The organism is Moraxella sp. ZY210820 (genome assembly GCF_030674635.1).
GTDB lineage: Bacteria > Pseudomonadota > Gammaproteobacteria > Pseudomonadales > Moraxellaceae > Acinetobacter.
In genome coordinates this window covers 1941185-1960845 of the sequence record NZ_CP089978.1, presented here as the reverse complement: position 1 = coordinate 1960845, position 19661 = coordinate 1941185, and the positions used below count along the sequence as shown (strand labels likewise).

27 protein-coding genes are annotated in these 19661 nt (G+C 34.0%); 22 read left to right on the top strand and 5 right to left on the bottom strand.

Features of this window, described 5'->3' with window-relative positions; translation table 11 throughout:
- The first annotated feature begins 4 nt into the window (after window positions 1–4).
- The 18 genes from LU301_RS09750 (at window position 5) to LU301_RS09665 (ending at window position 12190) form a co-directional block, all read left to right on the top strand.
- The gene (locus LU301_RS09750) at window positions 5–277 is read left to right on the top strand and encodes a type II toxin-antitoxin system prevent-host-death family antitoxin (protein WP_305270329.1); all 273 of its coding nucleotides are present in this window, start codon (window positions 5–7) and stop codon (window positions 275–277) included.
- On the top strand, window positions 277–696 hold the full coding sequence (locus tag LU301_RS09745) for a type II toxin-antitoxin system VapC family toxin (protein WP_305270327.1): 420 nt from the start codon (window positions 277–279) through the stop codon (window positions 694–696). The genes LU301_RS09750 and LU301_RS09745 overlap by 1 nt, the downstream gene beginning before the upstream one ends.
- A gap of 2 nt (window positions 697–698) precedes the next feature.
- Entirely contained in the window at window positions 699–1535 is an 837-nt protein-coding gene (locus LU301_RS09740) for a symmetrical bis(5'-nucleosyl)-tetraphosphatase (protein WP_305274048.1), read from the top strand.
- A gap of 86 nt (window positions 1536–1621) precedes the next feature.
- Window positions 1622–2536 (top strand): thioredoxin fold domain-containing protein, encoded by a 915-nt coding sequence (locus LU301_RS09735; RefSeq protein ID WP_305270326.1) that lies wholly within the window; start codon window positions 1622–1624, stop codon window positions 2534–2536.
- Window positions 2537–2662: 126 nt separating this feature from the next.
- Complete coding sequence (locus LU301_RS09730; RefSeq protein WP_305270325.1) at window positions 2663–3061, top strand: hypothetical protein; 399 nt, start codon at window positions 2663–2665, stop codon at window positions 3059–3061.
- A 10-nt stretch (window positions 3062–3071) separates the two neighbouring features.
- Window positions 3072–3302, top strand: a complete 231-nt coding sequence (locus LU301_RS09725; protein ID WP_305270324.1) for a hypothetical protein — start codon at window positions 3072–3074, stop codon at window positions 3300–3302.
- A 1-nt stretch (window position 3303) separates the two neighbouring features.
- Window positions 3304–3708 (top strand): type II toxin-antitoxin system VapC family toxin, encoded by a 405-nt coding sequence (locus LU301_RS09720; protein WP_305270323.1) that lies wholly within the window; start codon window positions 3304–3306, stop codon window positions 3706–3708.
- Between the two features lie 10 nt (window positions 3709–3718).
- Entirely contained in the window at window positions 3719–5131 is a 1413-nt protein-coding gene (gene thrC / locus LU301_RS09715; RefSeq protein WP_305270321.1) for a threonine synthase, read from the top strand.
- Window positions 5132–5192: 61 nt separating this feature from the next.
- Window positions 5193–5819: a histidine phosphatase family protein gene (locus LU301_RS09710; protein WP_305270319.1), complete on the top strand. Its 627-nt coding sequence runs from the start codon at window positions 5193–5195 to the stop codon at window positions 5817–5819.
- Window positions 5820–6008: 189 nt separating this feature from the next.
- Window positions 6009–6269: a type II toxin-antitoxin system Phd/YefM family antitoxin gene (locus LU301_RS09705; RefSeq protein ID WP_305270317.1), complete on the top strand. Its 261-nt coding sequence runs from the start codon at window positions 6009–6011 to the stop codon at window positions 6267–6269.
- A 2-nt stretch (window positions 6270–6271) separates the two neighbouring features.
- Window positions 6272–6673, top strand: coding sequence for a type II toxin-antitoxin system VapC family toxin (locus tag LU301_RS09700; protein ID WP_305270315.1), 402 nt, complete (start codon window positions 6272–6274; stop codon window positions 6671–6673).
- 24 nt (window positions 6674–6697) lie between these two features.
- Window positions 6698–7042 (top strand): 5-carboxymethyl-2-hydroxymuconate Delta-isomerase, encoded by a 345-nt coding sequence (locus tag LU301_RS09695; RefSeq protein WP_305270313.1) that lies wholly within the window; start codon window positions 6698–6700, stop codon window positions 7040–7042.
- 19 nt (window positions 7043–7061) lie between these two features.
- Complete coding sequence (locus tag LU301_RS09690) at window positions 7062–7664, top strand: glutathione S-transferase N-terminal domain-containing protein (RefSeq protein ID WP_305270311.1); 603 nt, start codon at window positions 7062–7064, stop codon at window positions 7662–7664.
- A gap of 10 nt (window positions 7665–7674) precedes the next feature.
- Window positions 7675–8325 carry an HAD family hydrolase gene (locus LU301_RS09685; protein ID WP_305270309.1) on the top strand — a complete coding sequence of 217 codons (651 nt, stop codon included), beginning with the start codon at window positions 7675–7677 and terminating at the stop codon, window positions 8323–8325.
- A gap of 5 nt (window positions 8326–8330) precedes the next feature.
- Window positions 8331–9023, top strand: coding sequence for a two-component system response regulator CreB (creB, locus tag LU301_RS09680; protein ID WP_305270307.1), 693 nt, complete (start codon window positions 8331–8333; stop codon window positions 9021–9023).
- A gap of 21 nt (window positions 9024–9044) precedes the next feature.
- Window positions 9045–10499 (top strand): two-component system sensor histidine kinase CreC, encoded by a 1455-nt coding sequence (gene creC / locus LU301_RS09675; protein WP_305270305.1) that lies wholly within the window; start codon window positions 9045–9047, stop codon window positions 10497–10499.
- Between the two features lie 132 nt (window positions 10500–10631).
- Entirely contained in the window at window positions 10632–12005 is a 1374-nt protein-coding gene (creD, locus tag LU301_RS09670; RefSeq protein ID WP_305270303.1) for a cell envelope integrity protein CreD, read from the top strand.
- 11 nt (window positions 12006–12016) lie between these two features.
- Window positions 12017–12190: a hypothetical protein gene (locus tag LU301_RS09665; protein ID WP_305270301.1), complete on the top strand. Its 174-nt coding sequence runs from the start codon at window positions 12017–12019 to the stop codon at window positions 12188–12190.
- 82 nt (window positions 12191–12272) lie between these two features.
- Here the strand turns inward: LU301_RS09665 and LU301_RS09660 are convergent, their stop codons facing one another.
- Both LU301_RS09660 and LU301_RS09655 read right to left on the bottom strand, forming a co-directional pair.
- Entirely contained in the window at window positions 12273–13448 is a 1176-nt protein-coding gene (locus tag LU301_RS09660; RefSeq protein WP_305270298.1) for an acyl-CoA desaturase, read from the bottom strand.
- A gap of 203 nt (window positions 13449–13651) precedes the next feature.
- Entirely contained in the window at window positions 13652–13966 is a 315-nt protein-coding gene (locus LU301_RS09655) for a hypothetical protein (RefSeq protein WP_305270296.1), read from the bottom strand.
- A gap of 92 nt (window positions 13967–14058) precedes the next feature.
- Here LU301_RS09655 and LU301_RS09650 point away from each other — a divergent pair, with 92 nt between their 5' ends.
- Complete coding sequence (locus LU301_RS09650; RefSeq protein WP_305270294.1) at window positions 14059–14547, top strand: hypothetical protein; 489 nt, start codon at window positions 14059–14061, stop codon at window positions 14545–14547.
- A 162-nt stretch (window positions 14548–14709) separates the two neighbouring features.
- Here the strand turns inward: LU301_RS09650 and LU301_RS09645 are convergent, their stop codons facing one another.
- Both LU301_RS09645 and LU301_RS09640 read right to left on the bottom strand, forming a co-directional pair.
- Window positions 14710–16044 (bottom strand): metabolite/H+ symporter, encoded by a 1335-nt coding sequence (locus LU301_RS09645; protein WP_305270292.1) that lies wholly within the window; start codon window positions 16042–16044, stop codon window positions 14710–14712.
- Window positions 16045–16222: 178 nt separating this feature from the next.
- Window positions 16223–17599 carry an FAD-binding oxidoreductase gene (locus LU301_RS09640; RefSeq protein WP_305270291.1) on the bottom strand — a complete coding sequence of 459 codons (1377 nt, stop codon included), beginning with the start codon at window positions 17597–17599 and terminating at the stop codon, window positions 16223–16225.
- 154 nt (window positions 17600–17753) lie between these two features.
- On the opposite strand from LU301_RS09640, the gene LU301_RS09635 reads away from it, so the two are divergent.
- Window positions 17754–18047: a nucleotidyltransferase family protein gene (locus LU301_RS09635; protein WP_305270290.1), complete on the top strand. Its 294-nt coding sequence runs from the start codon at window positions 17754–17756 to the stop codon at window positions 18045–18047.
- The gene (locus LU301_RS09630; RefSeq protein WP_305270287.1) at window positions 18044–18391 is read left to right on the top strand and encodes a HepT-like ribonuclease domain-containing protein; all 348 of its coding nucleotides are present in this window, start codon (window positions 18044–18046) and stop codon (window positions 18389–18391) included. The genes LU301_RS09635 and LU301_RS09630 overlap by 4 nt, the downstream gene beginning before the upstream one ends.
- A gap of 64 nt (window positions 18392–18455) precedes the next feature.
- Here LU301_RS09630 and LU301_RS09625 read toward each other — a convergent pair whose 3' ends face one another.
- Window positions 18456–19220, bottom strand: coding sequence for a YaaW family protein (locus LU301_RS09625; RefSeq protein WP_305270285.1), 765 nt, complete (start codon window positions 19218–19220; stop codon window positions 18456–18458).
- 131 nt (window positions 19221–19351) lie between these two features.
- Here LU301_RS09625 and LU301_RS09620 point away from each other — a divergent pair, with 131 nt between their 5' ends.
- On the top strand, window positions 19352–19603 hold the full coding sequence (locus tag LU301_RS09620) for a helix-turn-helix domain-containing protein (RefSeq protein ID WP_305270283.1): 252 nt from the start codon (window positions 19352–19354) through the stop codon (window positions 19601–19603).
- Window positions 19604–19661: the final 58 nt, after the last annotated feature.

Below are 19661 nucleotides of genomic sequence, written 5' to 3'. Positions count from 1 at the left end.
TGCGATGACCGTAATGACCAGTCGAGAATTTAACCAACACACCAGCCTCGCTCAAAAATATGCACAAACAGCCCCTGTGATTATTACACATCGTGGTAAGCCTGCTTTTGTGTTATTAAAATATGAAGATTATCAAATACCAAAGCAACCATTTAAAAGTGCATTAGATGTTTTAACACCCCCTTTAGAGATTGCTGAAGCATTGGAATTTATTGATTTACCGTTACAACCACGCAGTAAAGCCCAACGCCCACCTGTTGATTTTGGAGATGATTAATGTATCTACTGGATACAAATGTGATTAGTGAAAGTCGCAGACGCACTCAGTATAATGCTCAGATATTTACTTGGCTTGAAAGTATTGAAAGCAAAAATTTATATACCAATGCAATTGTGATGATGGAATTAGAGCGTGGTATTTTGTCAAAAGAGAGAAAAGATGTCTCACAGGGTAAAGTCTTACGTATTTGGTTTGAAGAAACGGTAAAACCTGCATTTGATGGTAAAATTTTACCAATCTCTGCTAAAACCGCTCAAATTTGTGCAAAATTGCATATTCCTGATTTAGCACCTGAAAATGATGCGTGGATTGCGAGTTCTGCATTAGAACATCATTTGATATTGGTAACACGTAACGTGCAAGATTTTGCACGAACTGGCGTCAAATTATTTAATCCTTTTGAGTATGAAGCATGAATATGAATAAACGATATACTTATGTGATTGGCGATTTACAAGGTTGTTTTTCAGCATTAAAAGCCTTATTAAAACATATTGAATTTGACCCAAGCCAAGATTTTATTTATTTTGCGGGTGATTTAGTGGCTCGTGGTGAAGATTCATTATCTTGCTTACGTTTTGTAAAAAAATTAGTGGAAAATGGCTCGGCTCAAACTGTATTAGGCAATCATGATTTAACTCTAATTGCCTGTGCGAGAGGTTTTAAAAAAATCAAAGATAAAGATAAAACTAAAGATTTAATTGATGCCATTGATAGTGATGAATTGATTGATTGGTTGCGTAAACAGCCATTATGTTTATTTCCCAATGCCAATACCATATTAACCCATGCAGGTGTGCCATGTATTTGGACAGCCGAACAAACTGCACAATATGCCAAAGAAGTAGAATATTATTTAGGGCATGATGATTTTAATGTCTTAGACCAGTTTTTAGATAAAATGTATGGTTCTGAACCTGATATTTGGTCAGAAGATTTAACAGGTTTTGATCGTATTCGCACCATTACGAATTATCTCACTCGAATGCGATTAACCGATAAAAACGGTCGTTTAGAATTTAGTTTTAAAGAAAGTTTAGATGACCCAATGCCTAAAGGTTTTGCACCATGGTTTGAGTTTGAGAGTCTAACGGCAAAAACACATCAGATTTTATTTGGACATTGGGCAGGCTTACAAGGTAAAAAAGTCAATGAACAGATTCAAAATGTTGATGGTGGTTGTGTGTGGGGCAATCGTTTATTGGCATATCGTTTAGAAGATAAACAATTATTAGGCGTAGCACGTCCCGAATAGATTGTTTTATTTACAAAAATATGGGCGAGAGATGATTATGAATTTTGTTATAATCATCTCTCTTTTTTTATTGAGTATTCATAATGATGTTTAATCATAAAATCATTGTATCTGGTCTAATTTTAAGTTTATCAACATGGTCAATGGGCAGTTTTGCTGAGACATTAGCTGTAAAAACACCAAAAATTGAGCAAATTTTAACTACATCAAAAAGTATTACTGATGTTGAAAAGATTTTAAAACAAGCTGATATCCCTATGGATAAGTTAATCGAAAGCCCTTATCAAGGTTTATATCAAATTATTTATCAAGATCAAACTGCTTATGTTGATACGACAGGGCAGTATTTGCTTATTGGTGAAATCTATAAACTTGATGATATTAAAAAAAATAATCAAGGGCAATTACCACCTTTTGAAAAAATAACGAGTCTAGGAACAAGTCTTTTAAACTATGCAAAATTAGGCACAGATTTAGTGATTTTAGATAAAAATCAACAATTTGTAATGGCGGGTGAAGTAATTCGTTTAACTGATCGTGTAGCAATGAGTGATGAATTACGATTAGAAGTAAATAAAGTAGATTGGACAAGTTTACCTTTACAGCAAGCAATGAAACAGGTTAAAGGTAATGGGCAACACAAAATCGCCGTGTTTTCTGACCCTTATTGTCCATATTGTAAGCAATTAGAGCAAACTTTAGCAACATTGGATAATGTTACCATTTACACATTTTTATATCCAGTCAAATCTAATTCTATGAAAGTGAGTGAGTCGATTTGGTGTGCGAAAAATGCGACACAAGCATGGCAGGATTTTATGCTGAAAAATCGCCAACCTGAAGTGAAAAAATGCCCTAATCCATTACAAAATAATCTACAATTAGGGAATCAAGTTGGTGCTTATGGTACGCCAACCATGATTTTTGAAAATGGTTATGTGTTGATGGGAGCGATGTCTAAGCAAGAAATTGAGCAAATTTTACAACAAATGAAACCTTAATTATTGGATTGCAAGGGATTGCTCTGATGGATTGCTGATAGAGGTTTAAAGTGTGTAAGTAACGTGTTACAATGATATTGAACTATTGATTAGGTGGTTTTAATCAATTTTGATGAGAGAATGGCAATGATTAAGTTATTTTTTTATGATGAAAATTTAAAACTGATTGATCAAGGCGAATTTGATATTTCTCAACTTAATCAATTGTTTGATGAGCGTTTTTCCCATAAAAATATTCATTTTACCAATATGGAGCAGATGGTGAGTAAGACGAGCTTTTGTTTATCACGTAATGAACTGGATTTTTTAGCAATGGATTGTCAAAAAAATGGTAAAGTGAGTATTCAAAGTGATAGATTGCACTATCCAACTGATTTTTTGAGTAAATTACGAGATTTTTTTCGTAATAAAAATTGTTTATCTGGCGAAGTGGATTTAGCAACCGCAAAAATCATGTGCCAAGATTATGTGAAATTAGATAGACAAACATTTGAACAAAAATATCAAATGTTTTATAGTTATTGATAGGTAAAATATGAATACAGTCCGAACTCAAACACTTGAACAGGCAATAAAACATATTCAAACATTGCCTATTCAAAAACAGCAAAGTATTTTTGATTATATTGATTTAGTTATGTTAGATTATCAAATCAAAAATCAAGAAAGTAGCGGCAAACGCCAATTTGGATTATATCAAGGCAAAGGAAGTTTTAAACTTTCTGATGATTGGCATATGACTGAAGAAGAATTACTTGGATTATAAAATGAAAAATAACTATATTATAGATACACATATTTTTCTTTGGCTTATTTTTAATCCAAGTAAAATCAACTCAGAGCTTAGAGTATTGTTAGAGTGTAAAAATAATCAAATTTTTATTTGTAATACAAGTTTTTGGGAAATTTCTATTAAATACAATTTAGGTAAATTGAATTTGGAAGGTATTTTACCTAATGAATTACCCAAAATTGCTTTACAAATGGGGATTGATATCATTCAAGTTAATCATGAAATCATGGCAAATTTCTACAAATTGCCAAAAGTTGAGAAACATAAAGAGCCTTTTGATAGAATTATGATTTATTATTGTATTTATCATCAAATCCCTTTAATATCGATTGATGATAAATTTAATGAATACAAACTATTTGGTTTAAATTTAATATAAGGTTTTAGTTATGCAATATATCAGCACACGTGGCAATACGCCCAAAATGCCATTTAGCGAAGTTTTATTGATGGGACTTGCTCCAGACGGCGGTTTAATGTTACCAGAACATTATCCACAAATTAATCATGACACATTGGCAAAATGGCGTACATTATCTTATACTGAATTAGCATTTGAGATTATGTCATTATTTGCGACAGATATTCCATCTGCTGATTTAAAAGCGTTGATTGATAAAACTTATACCGAAAATGCGTTTGGTAATACTGAAATTACGCCTGTGCGTACCTTAAAAGATGGGATTAAAATTTTAGAATTATCTAATGGTCCAACACTTGCATTTAAAGATATTGCCATGCAGTTTTTGGGTAATGCCTTTGAGTATGCGTTAAAACAAAAAAATCAACGTTTAACCATTATTGGTGCAACATCTGGCGATACAGGTTCAGCCGCAGAATATGCTTTGCGTGGTAAAGAAAATATCGAAGTGTTTATGATGTCGCCACATGGCAAAATGAGTGAGTTTCAGCGTGCTCAAATGTATAGTTTAATGGACGAAAATATCCATAATATTGCGATTCATGGTATGTTTGATGATTGCCAAGATATTGTAAAAGCCTTACAACAAGATCAAGATTTTAAAGCCAAATATAGTTTAGGTACGGTAAACTCGATTAACTGGGGACGTATTTTGGCACAAATCGTATATTATTTTAAAGGCTATTTTAATGCGACTGAAAATAATACGCAAAAAGTCAGTTTCTGTGTACCATCTGGTAATTTTGGTAATATCTGTGCGGGACATATCGCTCGTGAAATGGGATTACCAATCGCTCGTTTAATTGTAGCGACCAATGAAAATGATGTATTAAATGATTTCTTTAATACAGGAAAATATATTCCACGCACCAGTGAAAATACTTTTGTAACATCAAGTCCGTCAATGGATATTTCTAAAGCATCAAATTTTGAACGTTTTATTTATTTATTGGTTGGCAAAGATAGCGAAAAACTCACCACATTATGGCAAGATGTGAATAGTGGTAAAGGTTTTGATTTAAGTGATTTATTGGCAGATGCTCAAAATAAATATGGTTTTGCATCAGGTAAATCAACGCACGCTGACCGTATTGCAACGATTAAAGCTGTTTATGAAAGCGATAATGATTTAATTGACCCGCATACCGCTGATGGTGTAAAAGTGGCTCGTGAACTGCGTTTAGACAATGAAATTATGATTGTTGCAGAAACCGCTTTACCTGCTAAATTTGCGGAAACCATTTTTGAAGCAGTGGGCAAAATTGATATTCCACGTCCAGCACATACACAAAATATTGAAAGCCTACCGCAAAAAGTGGTGGTGCTAGAGAATAAAGCGGAATTGGTGCGTGAACAAATTGAGCAGTTTGTGAAACTGTAAGTGAAAAGAAAAGCCATTTTATAAAAATAGAATGGCTTTTTTAATCATTTAGGACAACAACATGAAATCCCTTTATTTTATCCGACATGGTCAAAGCCTTGCCAATACAGGGGCTAAATCTATGCCTGATGCGGAAATTCCTTTAACTGAATTGGGTCGGCAACAGGCTCATGATTTATTAATCAATTGGCAACAATTAGATATTGAGCCAAGTTCTATTTATGCTTCACCTTTGTTACGGGCGAGACAGACTGCGGAAATATTTAATCAAAATTATGGTTTAGATATTCACACTTTACCAGAATTAAAAGAATTTGGTTGTTTAAGTTTTGCCAATATTGAAAATATGCTAGGCGATGAACGAGCAGTGTTGGCAAAACAATATTGGCAAACTGCACATATTGATTTCAAAGATGGTAATGATGCAGATAGTTTTGCTGAATTTCAACAACGAGTTGCAACATTTTTAAATAACCTTGATGATTTTGAACATAATAGCTTCTTTTTTGGGCATGGGATTTGGATAGGTATGTTAGCTTGGCAATTATTGGGTTTATCTGCTAAAGATAACGCTGATATACAAAAATTCCGTCAGTTTCAAACTGCTTTACCAATGTATAATACAGTTGTCTATCGGCTTGATGTTGCGGAACATCATATTCGGCAAATACAAGTTGTGGCTAGTTAAGAAAGGATAAAACGGCATTGTTAAATTATCATTATCGTTTGGTTAAATAGCTGGTAATTGTTATTATTGTTGCAAATAGGGCGGTTGTTTATTTATCTTAATACAAAAGAATAAATACAGTCATAATGCATTGACAACATTGGTTATATTACTTAAACTAAACTAATCAACTAAGTTTAAGGAAGTACAATGACAGCACTGACTCAACCAACACAAGTAAGTATCAACATTCACTATGCTAAAACACATTTATCTCGTCTTGTAGAAGAAGTTGCAAGTACAGGTCAGGCGATTACCATTGCAAAAGCAGGTAAACCAAAAGTGATGATTGTCCCGATTGATGACAAGCCAGTAAAGCGTGAAATGGGAACATTGAAAGGGAAAATCAAGATACCAAACAATTTTAATGTTGCATTTGCTGATGAAATTGCTGATATGTTTGAAGGTTAATCATGAATTATTTGTTAGATACTCATGTTTTATTATGGTTTTTAACTGAAAATTGTGAACATCTGTCAGAACATTGCCAAGAAGTTTTGTTAGATGAGCAAAATACTTTATATTTTAGTAAAGTAAGTGTTTGGGAAATGGCAATAAAATACAGTTTAGGTAAACCTGATTTTGATTATAATCCACAAGAAATTGTCAATGAATTATTGAGATTGGGTTTTCGTGTTTTAGATATAGATATTGCACATTTATATGCCATTGTTGATTTAGCATGGATTCATCGAGACCCATTTGACCGTTTGTTAATTGTCCAAGCTGAGTTAGAAAAAATGCAATTTTTAACGGCAGATAGTGCTATATTGCAATATGATAAAGCATTTATTTTAGATACGAGAATGATTTAATTTTATCCAACAGAGTGTAAAATTATGCCACATGTGATTATTGAAATGCCTAAAAAATTATTAAATCAGCCGAATGATTTATTAAAATATATCAATCAAATTTTAATTGATACAGGTCATTTTAAAGCCGTTGATATTAAAACTCGTATTATTCCAGTTGAAGATTATTTGATTGGTACAGGTGTAGAATGTCAAGATTTTATTGCGGTAAAATTATTGATTATGCAAGGGCGAAGTTTGGAGGTACGTCAAAGTTTTGCTGATGTCTTATTAAACGGTTTAAAACAGCATTTTGTCAATTATCCTGCTATGCAATGCACGGTGGAAGTGCTAGAATTAAGTCAAGTTTATGCTAAAACTACGATTTAAAAATTGAAGAGAGACTATCATGCCAACTTTATATATTAGTACTACATCGCCCTATACTCGTATGTTATTGACGGTTGCCGAGCAGTATCAAATTGATTTAGCATTAAAATTTGTCATGCCTTGGGAAAATCCAACGGAATTAACAGCGGTAAATCCATTTAGCCAAGTGCCATCATTATTGTTAGATAATGGTGATGTGATTACTGAAACGCCAATGATTATGCAAGCCATCGCTCCGCAAATGTTTGATGATAATCGTGAATACAATTTACCGAAAATCGCTCAAGCACTTACTATGACGGCTCAAGGCGTGCGTGCCTTTTCAATTCAACGTTTTACCTTAGAAGGGCAGGAATTTCACCCATTCGTGGCACGTTCAACCGATTTACTGAAACAAGTTTTAAGTAATTTACCAACATTATCGGCAGAGAGTCAAGAAATTGGCGATAAATTAGTCTTATGTGCCTTAATTTGGTTAAGTATTCGCCTACCTGAAGTATTTAATACTTTGAGTACTGAAAATCAAAATGTCGTCAAAACATTTGAACAAAGTGAATTAATGCAAAAGTTTTCAACAGCACGTTTAGAGCAATTATTACCCAAAACCATCGCTGAATTATAAGTAGCCAAACATGAAGAATATCAAATTAGTGATTTTTGATTGGGACGGTACGTTGTGCAATTCGATTGATACCATTGTATCGAGTTTACAATTTACTGCGGATAAATTTGGTTATCAGATTAGTAATCAACAAGCCAAAGATGTGATTGGTTTAGCTTTACCAATCGCCTTAGACACGTTATTTCCGACTGATGATGCAGAAAAACGCCAACAGATTTTTGATACTTATGTTGAGCATAATGTGCCACATTCCGCCCATGATGCTTGGTATGATGGGGCATTGACGATGTTACAAGATTTAAAACAACGTGGTATTTTGTTGGCAGTGGCGACAGGTAAGGCTCGTAAAGGTTTAAATCGTGTGTTTGAGCGTATGCCTGAATGTAAAGATATTTTTGTTACTTCTCGTTGTGCTGATGAAGCTTTATCTAAACCTAACCCATTGATGCTAGAGCAGATTTTAACAGAACTCAATCTGACGGCAGAACAAGCGATTATGGTGGGCGATAGCGTGTACGATGTGCAGATGGCAAAAAATATCAATATGCAAGCGATTGGCATCACACATGGCGTGCATGGTGCGGAGATTTTACAGCCTTATGCCGATGTGATTGTGGATAATATTGAGCAGTTACATCAGCATTTCCAAGCGAAGTTATAGGCATATTGATGTCCAAGCATATTCTTTATGTTGAAGATGAGCAAGCGATTGTATTGCCTTTGCGTTATGCGTTAGAGCGTGAAGGCTGGCAGGTAACATGGGTCGCACAAGGGCAACAGGCGTTGGACATTTGTCGGCAACAGCATTTTGATTTTATTATTTTAGATGTGGGTTTGCCTGATATGAACGGTTTTGAATTATGCAAGCAATTACGGCAATTTTGTCAAACGCCATTATTATTTTTAACCGCTCGTGATGATGAAATTGACCGCATTATTGGTTTAGAAATTGGGGCTGATGATTATTGTCCTAAGCCATTTAGTGCCAGAGAAATTATCTCTCGGATTAAAGCGATTTGGCGGAGAATGGAACGTCCGATATTATCCGATGGCAATCAGCAAGCATCAACATTATTATGGCAAATGATTCCAGAGCGATTACAAATTTATTATCATGGTGAATTATTATATTTAACACGTTATGAATATGGATTATTGGCGTATTTTATTGCTCACCCAGAACAGATTTTTAGCCGTCAGCAGTTAATGAATGCCGTATGGGAAAATCCAGACCATAGTTTAGAACGTACGATTGATACGCATATTAAATCATTAAGACAAAAGATTAAACAGATTACACCTGATGATGAACAGATTATGACCTATCGTGGTGTGGGATATGCCTTAAAAAAATATTAAAATGATTCTGGAATATTTTAAATGTCGATATTTGTGCGGATTTGGTTTTTCTTTAGTTTAGTTTTAGTCTTGGTATTGGCATTGATGTTATATACCGTGAATGAACAAATTAAACCGAATATGCGACAAGTGGTGGAAGATACATTAGCAGAAAATGTCAATATTATTGCTCAATTAGTCGCAGAAGATGTGTATTATCAAAAAGTACAACACGATGATTTTCAGCAAAAAATTGAATTGGCATTAAATCGTGAATTACACGCAACCATTTGGCAAATGCCCAAAAAGCAAATTCATCAGCAAATATATATTACTAATGTGCAAGGTATTGTGATTTATGATTCTACAGGGCAAGCGGTTGGGCAGGATTATTCACAATGGAATGATGTATATTTAACTTTGCGTGGACGTTATGGGGCAAGAAGTACTCGACAAAATCCTGATGACCCAAATAGTACAGTGATGTTTATTGCTGCTCCGATTATTTGGCAAAATCAGTTAATTGGCGTGATAAGTGTGGGCAAGCCGAATTATTCAGTACAGCCTTATATTCAACGTGCAAAACAATATATGTTACAGCAGGCATTTTGGATTGCTTTTGCTAGTTTAATATTATCGAGTATGGTTGCATTTTGGTTAAGACATAGTATTGATAAAGTACGACATTATGCTCAAGCCCTTGCTCCGATTCAACACGCACCTTATTTTTATTCCGCCAAAGAATTAAATGCAGTAACGCAAGCGATTAGTGATATGAGAATGGTTTTAGAAGACCGTGCCTATGTGGAAAATTATATTAATACGCTGACCCATGAATTAAAAAGTCCATTAACTGCGATTCAAGCCAATGCAGAATTATTACAAGAAGATATTCCATATTCACATCAACAACAATTTGCTCAACAAATAGAACAACAAAGCCAACGTTTATATCAATTGATTGAGCGAATGCTTTTATTAACACGATTAGAAAAAGCACCTTATACCTTTGAATTTCAGCGATTAAATTTTTCACAATTATTATTAGAGATTATGGAAAATTATCAGAATAAAATTCAACAATTTGATTGTCAATTATCACTACATATTGTTGATGATATTTATATTGATAGTGATAAGTTTTGGTTATCACAAGTAATTTATAATGTGTTAGATAATGCGATTGATTTTTGTGATAGGCAATTATGGGTGTCTTTAAATATCCGTCAGCATAAAGTCCAATTGGAGATTATCAATCAAGGGAAACATATTCCAGATTTTGCCTTATCGCAAATATTTGAACGTTATTTTTCTTTGCCACGCCCACATACGCAACAACGGAGTTCTGGTATTGGTTTAACCTTAGTGAAACAGGTGTTAATCGGTTTACATGGTGATATTTTCATTGAAAATATCACAGAAATAACCACAGCTGATGATGTTAAAACACCGTGTCATGGGGTGCGTGTGTGTATTTATTTTGATTTGATAAATTGATTTAATGCATTGATTTTTATAAAATATTTAATTTTAAATGTGTATTAGTTTAATTTTGAGAATAAAAAATAAGCAAAAACTTCACAGAAACTTCATCTACACTTCAAAGCGATTTCACCGAAGTGGATTATTATGACGCATATTGTAACTATGTTATTTATTTTTGGTGAAATGATGCAACAAAATCGCTTATTTTCAAAATGTATGATGTTGGTATTTTTACTCATTGGTTTTGCATTTACTTTAGTATTGGTACGTTATATTGTGCATGAACGTGCGGATTATCAAAAAGATGTGATTGAACAAATCGAAAAACATCAAATTTCGACACAATATATGGTGAGTCCGATGATTCGTGTGCCTTATATGGTGCAATTACCGTGTCAGAAAAATACCGAAGAGCCATTAAATGCAAAATTATGTACTTATGAAAAACAGCATTTAATTTTTCCAAGTCAAAGTGAATGGAATACGGATTTTAATGTGTCCAATCAACAATATCAACGTGGGATTTATCGTGCGACCAGTTATCAAGCACAAATTTCCGCTAAAATGGGTTTTAATATGGAGCAGTTACCACAATTGAATTATGATTGGTCTAAAGCAAAGTTAATATTTCCTGTGGCTGATTTGCGTGGTATTCAGCAAAAACCTGTATTAACGATGGGCGGGCAAAAATATACCTTAGAATTTGCTCAATTTCAACAGAAAAATGCAGGATTAACCGCATTAGAGTTAGATTTAAATTCATCAGATTGGCAAAACTTAAAACAGAATGTAGAATTAAATCTACAGCTTGATGGTTTAAAATCATTTGCGTTTATTCCTAATCATGAGCATCATATTTTTAATGCTAAAGGAAATTGGTCAGATGCAAAATATGCAGGGGAAAATCTACCGCAACAAAATACATCAACGGAGCAAGGTTTTTCTGCAATGTGGAAAAATTTAAATCTAGGTAATTACTACCAAGAACAGTTAAAAAGTTGTTTTAATGATCATCAATGTTCGCATAGTATCTTACCTGAAAAAGGCTTTTATGTTGAATTTATTGAACCCATCAATATTTATAGCCAAACCGATAGAGCAACAAAATATGGTTGGTTAATTACCATGATGACTTTTGGTTGTTTCTTCTTATTTGAAGTGTTAAAAGGTTTGCGTATTCATCCAATTCAATATTTATTGGTTGGTGTAGCTCAATCGGTATTCTTTGTTTTATTATTATCGGTGAGTGAACATTTTAGTTATCTTGTGGCATATTATAGTGCAAGTATTGCTTGTATTGGTTTAATTTCTTGGTATTTGATGTATGTTTTAAAAGGCTGGAAAAATGTCGCATTATTTAGTGTGTTATTAAGCGGTTTATATATGGTGATGTATGTGTTATTGCAATCATCAGAAAAAACATTCTTAATGGGTTCAATCTTTGCCTTTATTTTAGTGGCAGTGGTGATGTTTATTACACGTCATGTCGATTGGTATGCGATTGGTGAAAAACAGTAGGAGAGATAAATATGATTAAACTACCATTAAATGTGCAGTTAAATATGAGTTATGCTGAATGTTTACAGTATTTACGGAAAACCAATATTCAATTTTTAAATTTGCGTCAGATGATTTTATGTGAGCATTTGGGAGTGATTTTATATTTTCAACAAAAACATTTAATTGAGATTAAATACTTTTAATCGATTTCTAAATGATATAAACTAGAATTGATATGTAAAAAGGCAAATCCATTTCAGATTTGCCTTTTTATTTACATTGAGTTTAAGCTATTTTTTTACTAATGCCTTTCATCAGATGTTCTAAACGTTGTTGTTGTTCAGCTAAACGATGTTCTAAAGTAGCAAATTCTGCTTTTAATTTACCATCAATTTCGCTAACTTTATGATTAAACTCATCTTTTTTAGCTTTTAATTCTTGCTCTTTTAATGCTTTCCACTCGTTCATTGTTGTGCAGAAATCATCATATTCTTGAGCAATTTTTGTTTTAATGGTTTGCATATCTTCACTTAAATTATGCCCATAAATCGCTAAATCTTGTTCAGCATATTTAAATTTCATGGCCAATTCAGCTTTTTTGATATTAAATTCTGGAATACTACGTAAATCACTCGCTAAGCCAAGTTTTGAACTCAACCAAATTAACCATTTTGTTGGGTCATATTGCCACCATTTGATACCATTACGATAGTCGTATTGGAAAATATGATGATAATTATGATAGCCTTCACCCCAAGTAAAAATCGCTAACCAGAAATTATCACGAGCAGTATTTTCATCGGTATAAGGACGTTTACCATACATATGGCAAAGTGAGTTAATAAAGAAAGTCATATGATGACTAACAATTAAACGCAATAAGCCACCTAATAAAATCACACCCCAAACATCGCCAACAATCCAACCTGTAATCAGTAAGATAGCAGTATGACACACAATCACAAAGGGTACATAGTGATTATGTTGGAACATCACTAATTTATCATTTAGTAAATCAGGGACATTACTGAAATCTTTAGGAGCAGAATCATAATTACGCAACATCCAGCCCATGTGAGCAAACCAAAAACCACGTTTAATTGAGTATGGGTCATGGTCTTCATCATCAACAAAACGATGATGTACACGATGTCCTGCTGACCAGTAAAGAATACTGTTTTGAATTGCCATCGTACCGCCAATCATCAAGAATATTTTGAGTGGTAAAGAAGCATTATAAGAACGGTGCGACCATAAACGATGATAGCCTGCTGTAATACCTAAGCCACTATATGCCCAAAGCACAAAAAAGCTAATCCATGCTGCAATACTAAAATCATGATAATAGGTATAAATTGGAATAGCAATTAAGGCTAAAATTGGCGAACCAATCAGCATAATTGTTGCTGGCCAGTTTATGGGTGCATTTTTATCAAATTCGACATGATGGTCATCGTACATAATTTGCCTCCTATAGGCGATAGGTCTTGAATGAATTTTAAGTAACTCACTCAAGGCTTAATGATAAGCCATTTTAATTTACATTTTTATATATTATAATATTTTCATTAGTTTTGCTATAGCTTTTTTGACATTTGTAATAATAATAATTCATTTTAATGATTAGTTTTTCTGATAAGTATTATTTTAACCATCATCAAAGACTAGGATAAAACTATCATCAAACCTAGTATCCATACACTAGACAGTAGCATCAAACCGAACATGATTTTTTGAAAGATACGCCATTTGCCAATTTGACTTATACTATAGCCAATACTAAATACGATAAAGCCAATAGCAAGTTGTTGTAGCATATGAATAGGGAACATCATGACCCATTTTCCAAGCATTGCAGTTAAAATAAAAACACTATGTAAATGGGTATAGATAGACGTTTTGGTTTGTGTAGAAAAACGTTGCATAAGTGGAACAGTAATCAGTGGTAACAGCAAAATAAATGCCATTAAAATAAACATCAATTTCATAAATCAGCGAGTAAAATGATTATCAAAAGGGATATTTTATGCTATTATCCACATAATATCATTGTTAAATTGTAATATTTGTTATGGCATTCCGTGCAAAAAATCATGAAATAAAAACTTATGGTACACCGAAAAAGGTGAAAAGAAGTAATGAACAGCAAGAGATGTTGAATGAACAACAACAATTAGATAATGCCTTAAAATTGTACGAAGAAACCGACCAACAAATTAATCGTGCATTTAAAATTGTATTACCCATTATTGCGTTTTTAATTGCAGCGATTGCCGCCAATATGCCAATTTATTCATTTATTGCAACTTTTGTGATGAGTACCATTGCATTTTTGGCGGTGGGTATTAAAAAGCATAATATTTTAGCATGGGTAGCGGTGTTAGCTTCGTATGCGATTATTGATAACTTATTAAGTTATGGTACGTTAAATCCCTCAGGTTTATCACGCCATTTGGGTACAATGTTGATTTTCTTGGCTTTAATTCATTATATGCGACCATTTTTAGGTAAATGGGTGGTACGTTCTAAATTAAAACAGCAGGAAAAATCATTATCTTAATAGATTATACTTTTCTTAACTTGATTAGCTATTAATGTTGTGTAGGGCGAATGGTAATTCACTCCTAATTTTTACATCATTTTTATGCGTGAAAAATGATTTTTCAATAAAAATACGGTGATTGAAAAAACACCGTATTTTAATATTATCAAGCATGATAAATTAGAGTTTAGTCAAATCCACATCTTTAGTTTCTTTGGAGAACCAGAAAGCAATAATACTCAATACTGCATTGGCTGTGAGATAAATCCCTACTCCCATCATACCGTACTGTTCATTGATTGCCATTGCCACTAAAGTTGCAATCGATGCACCAGTGATAGCTGCCAAGTTATAGGCTAAATTTGCCCCAGTATAACGCACTTCAGTTGGGAAAATTTCAGGTAAAATCGCTGCCACAGGACCGTAAGTCAAACCCATCAAGGCAAAACCAATCACAAGGAATGCTAAGACCGACATTGGCGTACCATCAACCAAGAACATTGGTAAGCACAAACCAAAAATACCAATCAATGCTGTTACAATCAACTGTAATTTACGGCGACCAATTTTATCGCCCAATACACCAGAAATGGCAACAAAACAACCAAATACCACTGCACCAAATAGTAAGAAACCTGTATAAGTATTGGCAGGGATACCTAAGCCCATCTGATAGCCTGCTTCAGAATATTTCACAGGTGATTTAGAATACACTTGAGCAAATGCCGTCATGATGTAGAACAATACATACAAGGCAGTAATCATAATAGTACCTTGAAGCACTTGTAACCAGCTCTTTTTAAACACTTCAATGGTTGGTACACCTTTGGTTTTACCCGCTTGTTCCGCTTCTTCAAAAACATGGCTCTCATGCAAGCTAATACGCATATATAAACCTGTTGCAACCAATAAAATTGATGCGATAAATGGAATACGCCAGCCCCATTCTACCAATGCCTCATGACCAATCGCTAAGCTAATACCAAAGAATACCGCATTTGCTAAAAATAAACCGATTGGAGCACCGAGTTGCGGGAACATACCAAACCAAGCACGTTTTTCAGGTGGAGCATTTTCTACTGCAACCAGAGCTGCACCACCCCATTCACCGCCTAAGCCAATACCTTGACCGATACGGCAAATACACAATAAAATCGCTGCCCAAATGCCAATATCGTCATAGGTTGGTAAACAGCCAATGGCGATGGTTGAAATCCCCATGGTTAGGAGTGAGGCAACGAGCGTTTTTTTACGTCCAATTTTATCGCCAAAGTAGCCAAATAATAATGAACCAAACGGGCGAGCAATAAATGCCAATGCTAATGTGGATAATGATAATAAAGTCGCTACCGCTGGGTCAGACTTATTAAAAAACTGTGTACTAAATACCAATACTGCTGCTGCTGCATAGATATAATAGTCATAAAATTCAATAGCTGTGCCGACCATTGATGAAATAGCAACCTTATAAGGATTGTTATTTAAAGTTTGAGTTGTTTGCGTTTCAGTAGTCATTCCATACATTCCTAAACAACGTGTTGATGTTAATATGAATTTTTTGTTTTGCTATATTACAAAAGTTTTTATTTTTTGTATATTTATTTTTTTATCGTGGAAATTATTTGGTTACATTTAAAAAGTAGGTGAATATATTATATACAATATATCCACCTACCTATTTTAAGTCATCGATTTAAAACCAAATCTTATCAGGATTCATGATATTATTTGGGTCGATAGCAGTTTTAATGGCTTTCATCACGGCGATGGCTTCTGCTCCATGTTCAAGTTCCATATAGGAACGTTTACCTTGTCCAATCCCATGCTCACCTGTACAGGTGCCGTCCATTGCAATGGCACGTTTCGCCAAACGAGATAAAATACCTTTGGTCTTTTCAATATCATCAGGATTATTCTTATCCAACAATAATAATACATGGAAATTACCATCGCCCACATGACCGACCACAGGAGCAATCATACCTTGTTGTTCAATATCGGCAATCGTTTCTGTTACACATTCCGCTAAACGAGAAATCGGCACACAGGCATCAGTTGATAAACTTTCATATTCTGGTTTTAGAGCTTTGGTCGCATAGTAGGCATTATGACGAGCCGTCCACATTTTTTTACGTTCATTTTCATCGCTGCTATAGCTAAAATCTGAACCGCCATATTCGCTGATAATCCCTTGAAAAATTTCCGCTTGTTCCGCTACGCTGTTTTCTGTGCCATGAAACTCTACAAATAATGTCGGTTTTTCCGCTAAAGTCAATTTTGAATAGGCATTACACGCTTTTACTTGCGTTGCGTCCAATAATTCTAAACGAGCCACTGGTAAGCCGTATTGTACTGTGAGCATTACCGCTTGGCACGCACCATCAATGCTATCAAAATGACATATACCACTGCCCACACATTCAGGTTGCCCAAATAATTTTACGGTAATTTCAGTAATAATCCCCAACGTTCCTTCTGAACCAATCATTAAACGGGTTAAATCGTAACCTGCTGATGATTTTTTTGCTCGTGTTCCTGTTTTAATGATTTCTCCATTGGGCAATACTACTTCTAGGCACAATACCACATCTTTCATCGTGCCATAGCGAACCGCATTTGTTCCTGATGCACGAGTCGCTGTCATACCGCCAATACTGGCATTTGCACCAGGGTCAATCGGGAAAAATAATCCTGTATGGCGTAAGGCTTCATTAAGCTGTTCACGGGTAACACCTGCTTGCACGGTAGCGGTTAAATCTTCTGCATTGATACTTAATACTTCTGTCATTTGCGACATATCAATGCTTAATCCGCCGTGTGGTGCGTTGAGTTGCCCTTCCAATGACGAACCTGTACCAAAAGCAATCACAGGCATTTTATGAGCATTACAAATTTTAACCGCTTCACTAATTTGATATTTATCTGTAACAGTTAAAACGGCATCAGGTGCTTGTGGTGAAAGCCAACTCATGGTATGAGCATGTTGCTCTCGTACCGTTAAATTGGTCGATAAGGCATTGCCAAATTTGGCTTTTAATTCGTCAATCGCAGTCGAAAATCGTTCAGTCATGGGATTTATCCTTAAAAATAACATGGTTTATTATAACACAATCTATACAATTTGGATAAAATGATGATATTGAATCATTCCACGAATTTGAATTTAACAGACTTTTCATTCATCATGATTTCAGTTAGAATGTGAAAAAATAGGAGAGTTTAAAATGCCTAAACCATCTGAAATTTTAGCAAATAACCGCTTACTTATTAGCCAAGTTATTCAACAATTTAATGTGGCGAATCCACGCATTTTTGGTTCAATTATTCATAAAAAAGATAATGAAAACAGTGATTTAGATTTGCTAGTTGATGCCTTGCCTAGCACCACATTATTTGATTTAGGTGGTTTACAATGTGAACTTGAAGATTTGCTCGGCATTAAAGTCGATGTTAAAACTCCGTATGATTTACCCATTCAATTTCGTGAACAAGTTTTACAGGAAGCGATACCGTTATGAACCGCCAAAATGATTATATTCAACACATGAAAATAGCGATTCAAGACACTTTAATTTATGTAGAAGGATTAACTTTTGATGAATTTTTAGAAGATAAGCGTACACAACAAGCCTGTATTATGAACTTAATTATTATTGGTGAAGCATCAACGAAATTGATGAATGAATACAGCGAATTTACGCAACAAAATCCGCACATTGAATGGCGAAGTATGCGTGGTATGAGAAATCGTATCGCACATGGTTATTTTGATATTGATTTGGCTGTTGTATGGGAAACGATCCAAACAGGATTGCCTGATTTACGCACAAAACTGGAAAAAATTCAGTTAGATATAAATTAAATATTAAATATTAAAAAAATACGGTGATTAAAAACCACCGTATTTATATTTATTGATAAATCTATCAATATAATTGCTCAATTAAAGCATAATCACTCGTTCCTTTTGCCATGATACGCTGACGTAATAATGCAACTTCAAAAACAGCAGGAATCGTAACACGCATAGCAGGAGAAGCAATATCTATGGCTGTCCAAACCCCTGAAATTGTCCAACCAATCGGTCCAGTCAAGATTGATAATGTTTTGACTAAGGTTCTATTTGCTGCAATTGTTAATCCCTTACCAAAAAGAGCTTTTACAACTGCATTTACAACGATTAAACTTATTTTATAAGATTTAAATCCACCTAGTTTAAATAACGATTGAAGTGCTATGGTCAAAGCTTGTGGCGTTAAATCATTTAAATCAATACCACCTAATTCTTCTGCAAATGCTCGTCTTTCTTCAGGTGAAAGTTGTTCAATACTGTCCGCTAAAACTTTTAAAAATAATGCTTGCTCTATTTCTACAGTATTTGACTTTTTATCATACTTCACTTTGAATTTATCACAAACATCACATAAAACTTCTTTATATGGAACACCTTTGCCACCACGAAATATTGTAGCAATACTATTTGCACCAAAACATTGAATTTCAGCACCAATTTCTTGCCAATAATGACTATGACGTGGCGAATATTTTTTATATGCACTGCTTATAGTCAATTCTTCAGTTAAACGTTTCTGTCCATCTTTACCATAAATTAGACAATCTACTAAATCATTGAGTTCATGGTCTGAACATTGACCAAGAAACTCCAAGTCAGGATCAGGACGATATGCCATCTTACATTACCTCTTTTACGCTTAAATTAGGTTCATTCTATCCAAATATAAATATATTGTCAATTATAGTTGTCTTTTAGATATTTAAATCATGTTGTTTGATATTTATTTTTATCTAAAATTGAAAAACTATGAAAAATGATAATCCACCACATCGCCAACGCCTTATTTTTGCCCAAAATTTAAGAAAAATTCGCCGTTGGAAAGATTTATCCCAAGAAGCATTAGCCTTAAATGCAAATGTGAGCCGTACTTACATTGGTGAAGTAGAACGGGGGGAAAGATCCGTTTCTATTGATGTCATGGGCAGAATCGCTGATACATTAGAAGTAGAATTAGTTGATTTAATTACTGAAAATTTAACGATAAATATACCTAATTGATTGTTTTAATTTTTATATTATCTTTAAGTACAAAATAAAAATACGGTGATTAAAAACC

Excerpts from the sequence above, each read along its gene's own strand:
- LU301_RS09720 (WP_305270323.1), top strand. The coding sequence starts at position 3,304 with ATGAAAAATAACTATATTATAGATACACATATTTTTCTTTGGCTTATT.
- LU301_RS09625 (WP_305270285.1), bottom strand. The coding sequence starts at position 19,220 with ATGGCATATCGTCCTGATCCTGACTTGGAGTTTCTTGGTCAATGTTCA.
- LU301_RS09740 (WP_305274048.1), top strand. The coding sequence starts at position 699 with ATGAATAAACGATATACTTATGTGATTGGCGATTTACAAGGTTGTTTT.
- LU301_RS09700 (WP_305270315.1), top strand. The coding sequence starts at position 6,272 with ATGAATTATTTGTTAGATACTCATGTTTTATTATGGTTTTTAACTGAA.
- creC (WP_305270305.1), top strand. The coding sequence starts at position 9,045 with ATGTCGATATTTGTGCGGATTTGGTTTTTCTTTAGTTTAGTTTTAGTC.
- LU301_RS09730 (WP_305270325.1), top strand. The coding sequence starts at position 2,663 with ATGATTAAGTTATTTTTTTATGATGAAAATTTAAAACTGATTGATCAA.
- LU301_RS09660 (WP_305270298.1), bottom strand. The coding sequence starts at position 13,448 with ATGTACGATGACCATCATGTCGAATTTGATAAAAATGCACCCATAAAC.
- LU301_RS09735 (WP_305270326.1), top strand. The coding sequence starts at position 1,622 with ATGTTTAATCATAAAATCATTGTATCTGGTCTAATTTTAAGTTTATCA.
- LU301_RS09695 (WP_305270313.1), top strand. The coding sequence starts at position 6,698 with ATGCCACATGTGATTATTGAAATGCCTAAAAAATTATTAAATCAGCCG.
- LU301_RS09690 (WP_305270311.1), top strand. The coding sequence starts at position 7,062 with ATGCCAACTTTATATATTAGTACTACATCGCCCTATACTCGTATGTTA.
- LU301_RS09665 (WP_305270301.1), top strand. The coding sequence starts at position 12,017 with ATGATTAAACTACCATTAAATGTGCAGTTAAATATGAGTTATGCTGAA.
- LU301_RS09635 (WP_305270290.1), top strand. The coding sequence starts at position 17,754 with ATGCCTAAACCATCTGAAATTTTAGCAAATAACCGCTTACTTATTAGC.
- creD (WP_305270303.1), top strand. The coding sequence starts at position 10,632 with ATGACGCATATTGTAACTATGTTATTTATTTTTGGTGAAATGATGCAA.
- LU301_RS09745 (WP_305270327.1), top strand. The coding sequence starts at position 277 with ATGTATCTACTGGATACAAATGTGATTAGTGAAAGTCGCAGACGCACT.
- LU301_RS09685 (WP_305270309.1), top strand. The coding sequence starts at position 7,675 with ATGAAGAATATCAAATTAGTGATTTTTGATTGGGACGGTACGTTGTGC.
- thrC (WP_305270321.1), top strand. The coding sequence starts at position 3,719 with ATGCAATATATCAGCACACGTGGCAATACGCCCAAAATGCCATTTAGC.
- LU301_RS09645 (WP_305270292.1), bottom strand. The coding sequence starts at position 16,044 with ATGACTACTGAAACGCAAACAACTCAAACTTTAAATAACAATCCTTAT.
- LU301_RS09705 (WP_305270317.1), top strand. The coding sequence starts at position 6,009 with ATGACAGCACTGACTCAACCAACACAAGTAAGTATCAACATTCACTAT.
- LU301_RS09655 (WP_305270296.1), bottom strand. The coding sequence starts at position 13,966 with ATGTTTATTTTAATGGCATTTATTTTGCTGTTACCACTGATTACTGTT.
- LU301_RS09640 (WP_305270291.1), bottom strand. The coding sequence starts at position 17,599 with ATGACTGAACGATTTTCGACTGCGATTGACGAATTAAAAGCCAAATTT.
- LU301_RS09710 (WP_305270319.1), top strand. The coding sequence starts at position 5,193 with ATGAAATCCCTTTATTTTATCCGACATGGTCAAAGCCTTGCCAATACA.
- LU301_RS09630 (WP_305270287.1), top strand. The coding sequence starts at position 18,044 with ATGAACCGCCAAAATGATTATATTCAACACATGAAAATAGCGATTCAA.
- LU301_RS09650 (WP_305270294.1), top strand. The coding sequence starts at position 14,059 with ATGGCATTCCGTGCAAAAAATCATGAAATAAAAACTTATGGTACACCG.
- LU301_RS09620 (WP_305270283.1), top strand. The coding sequence starts at position 19,352 with ATGAAAAATGATAATCCACCACATCGCCAACGCCTTATTTTTGCCCAA.
- LU301_RS09750 (WP_305270329.1), top strand. The coding sequence starts at position 5 with ATGACCGTAATGACCAGTCGAGAATTTAACCAACACACCAGCCTCGCT.
- LU301_RS09725 (WP_305270324.1), top strand. The coding sequence starts at position 3,072 with ATGAATACAGTCCGAACTCAAACACTTGAACAGGCAATAAAACATATT.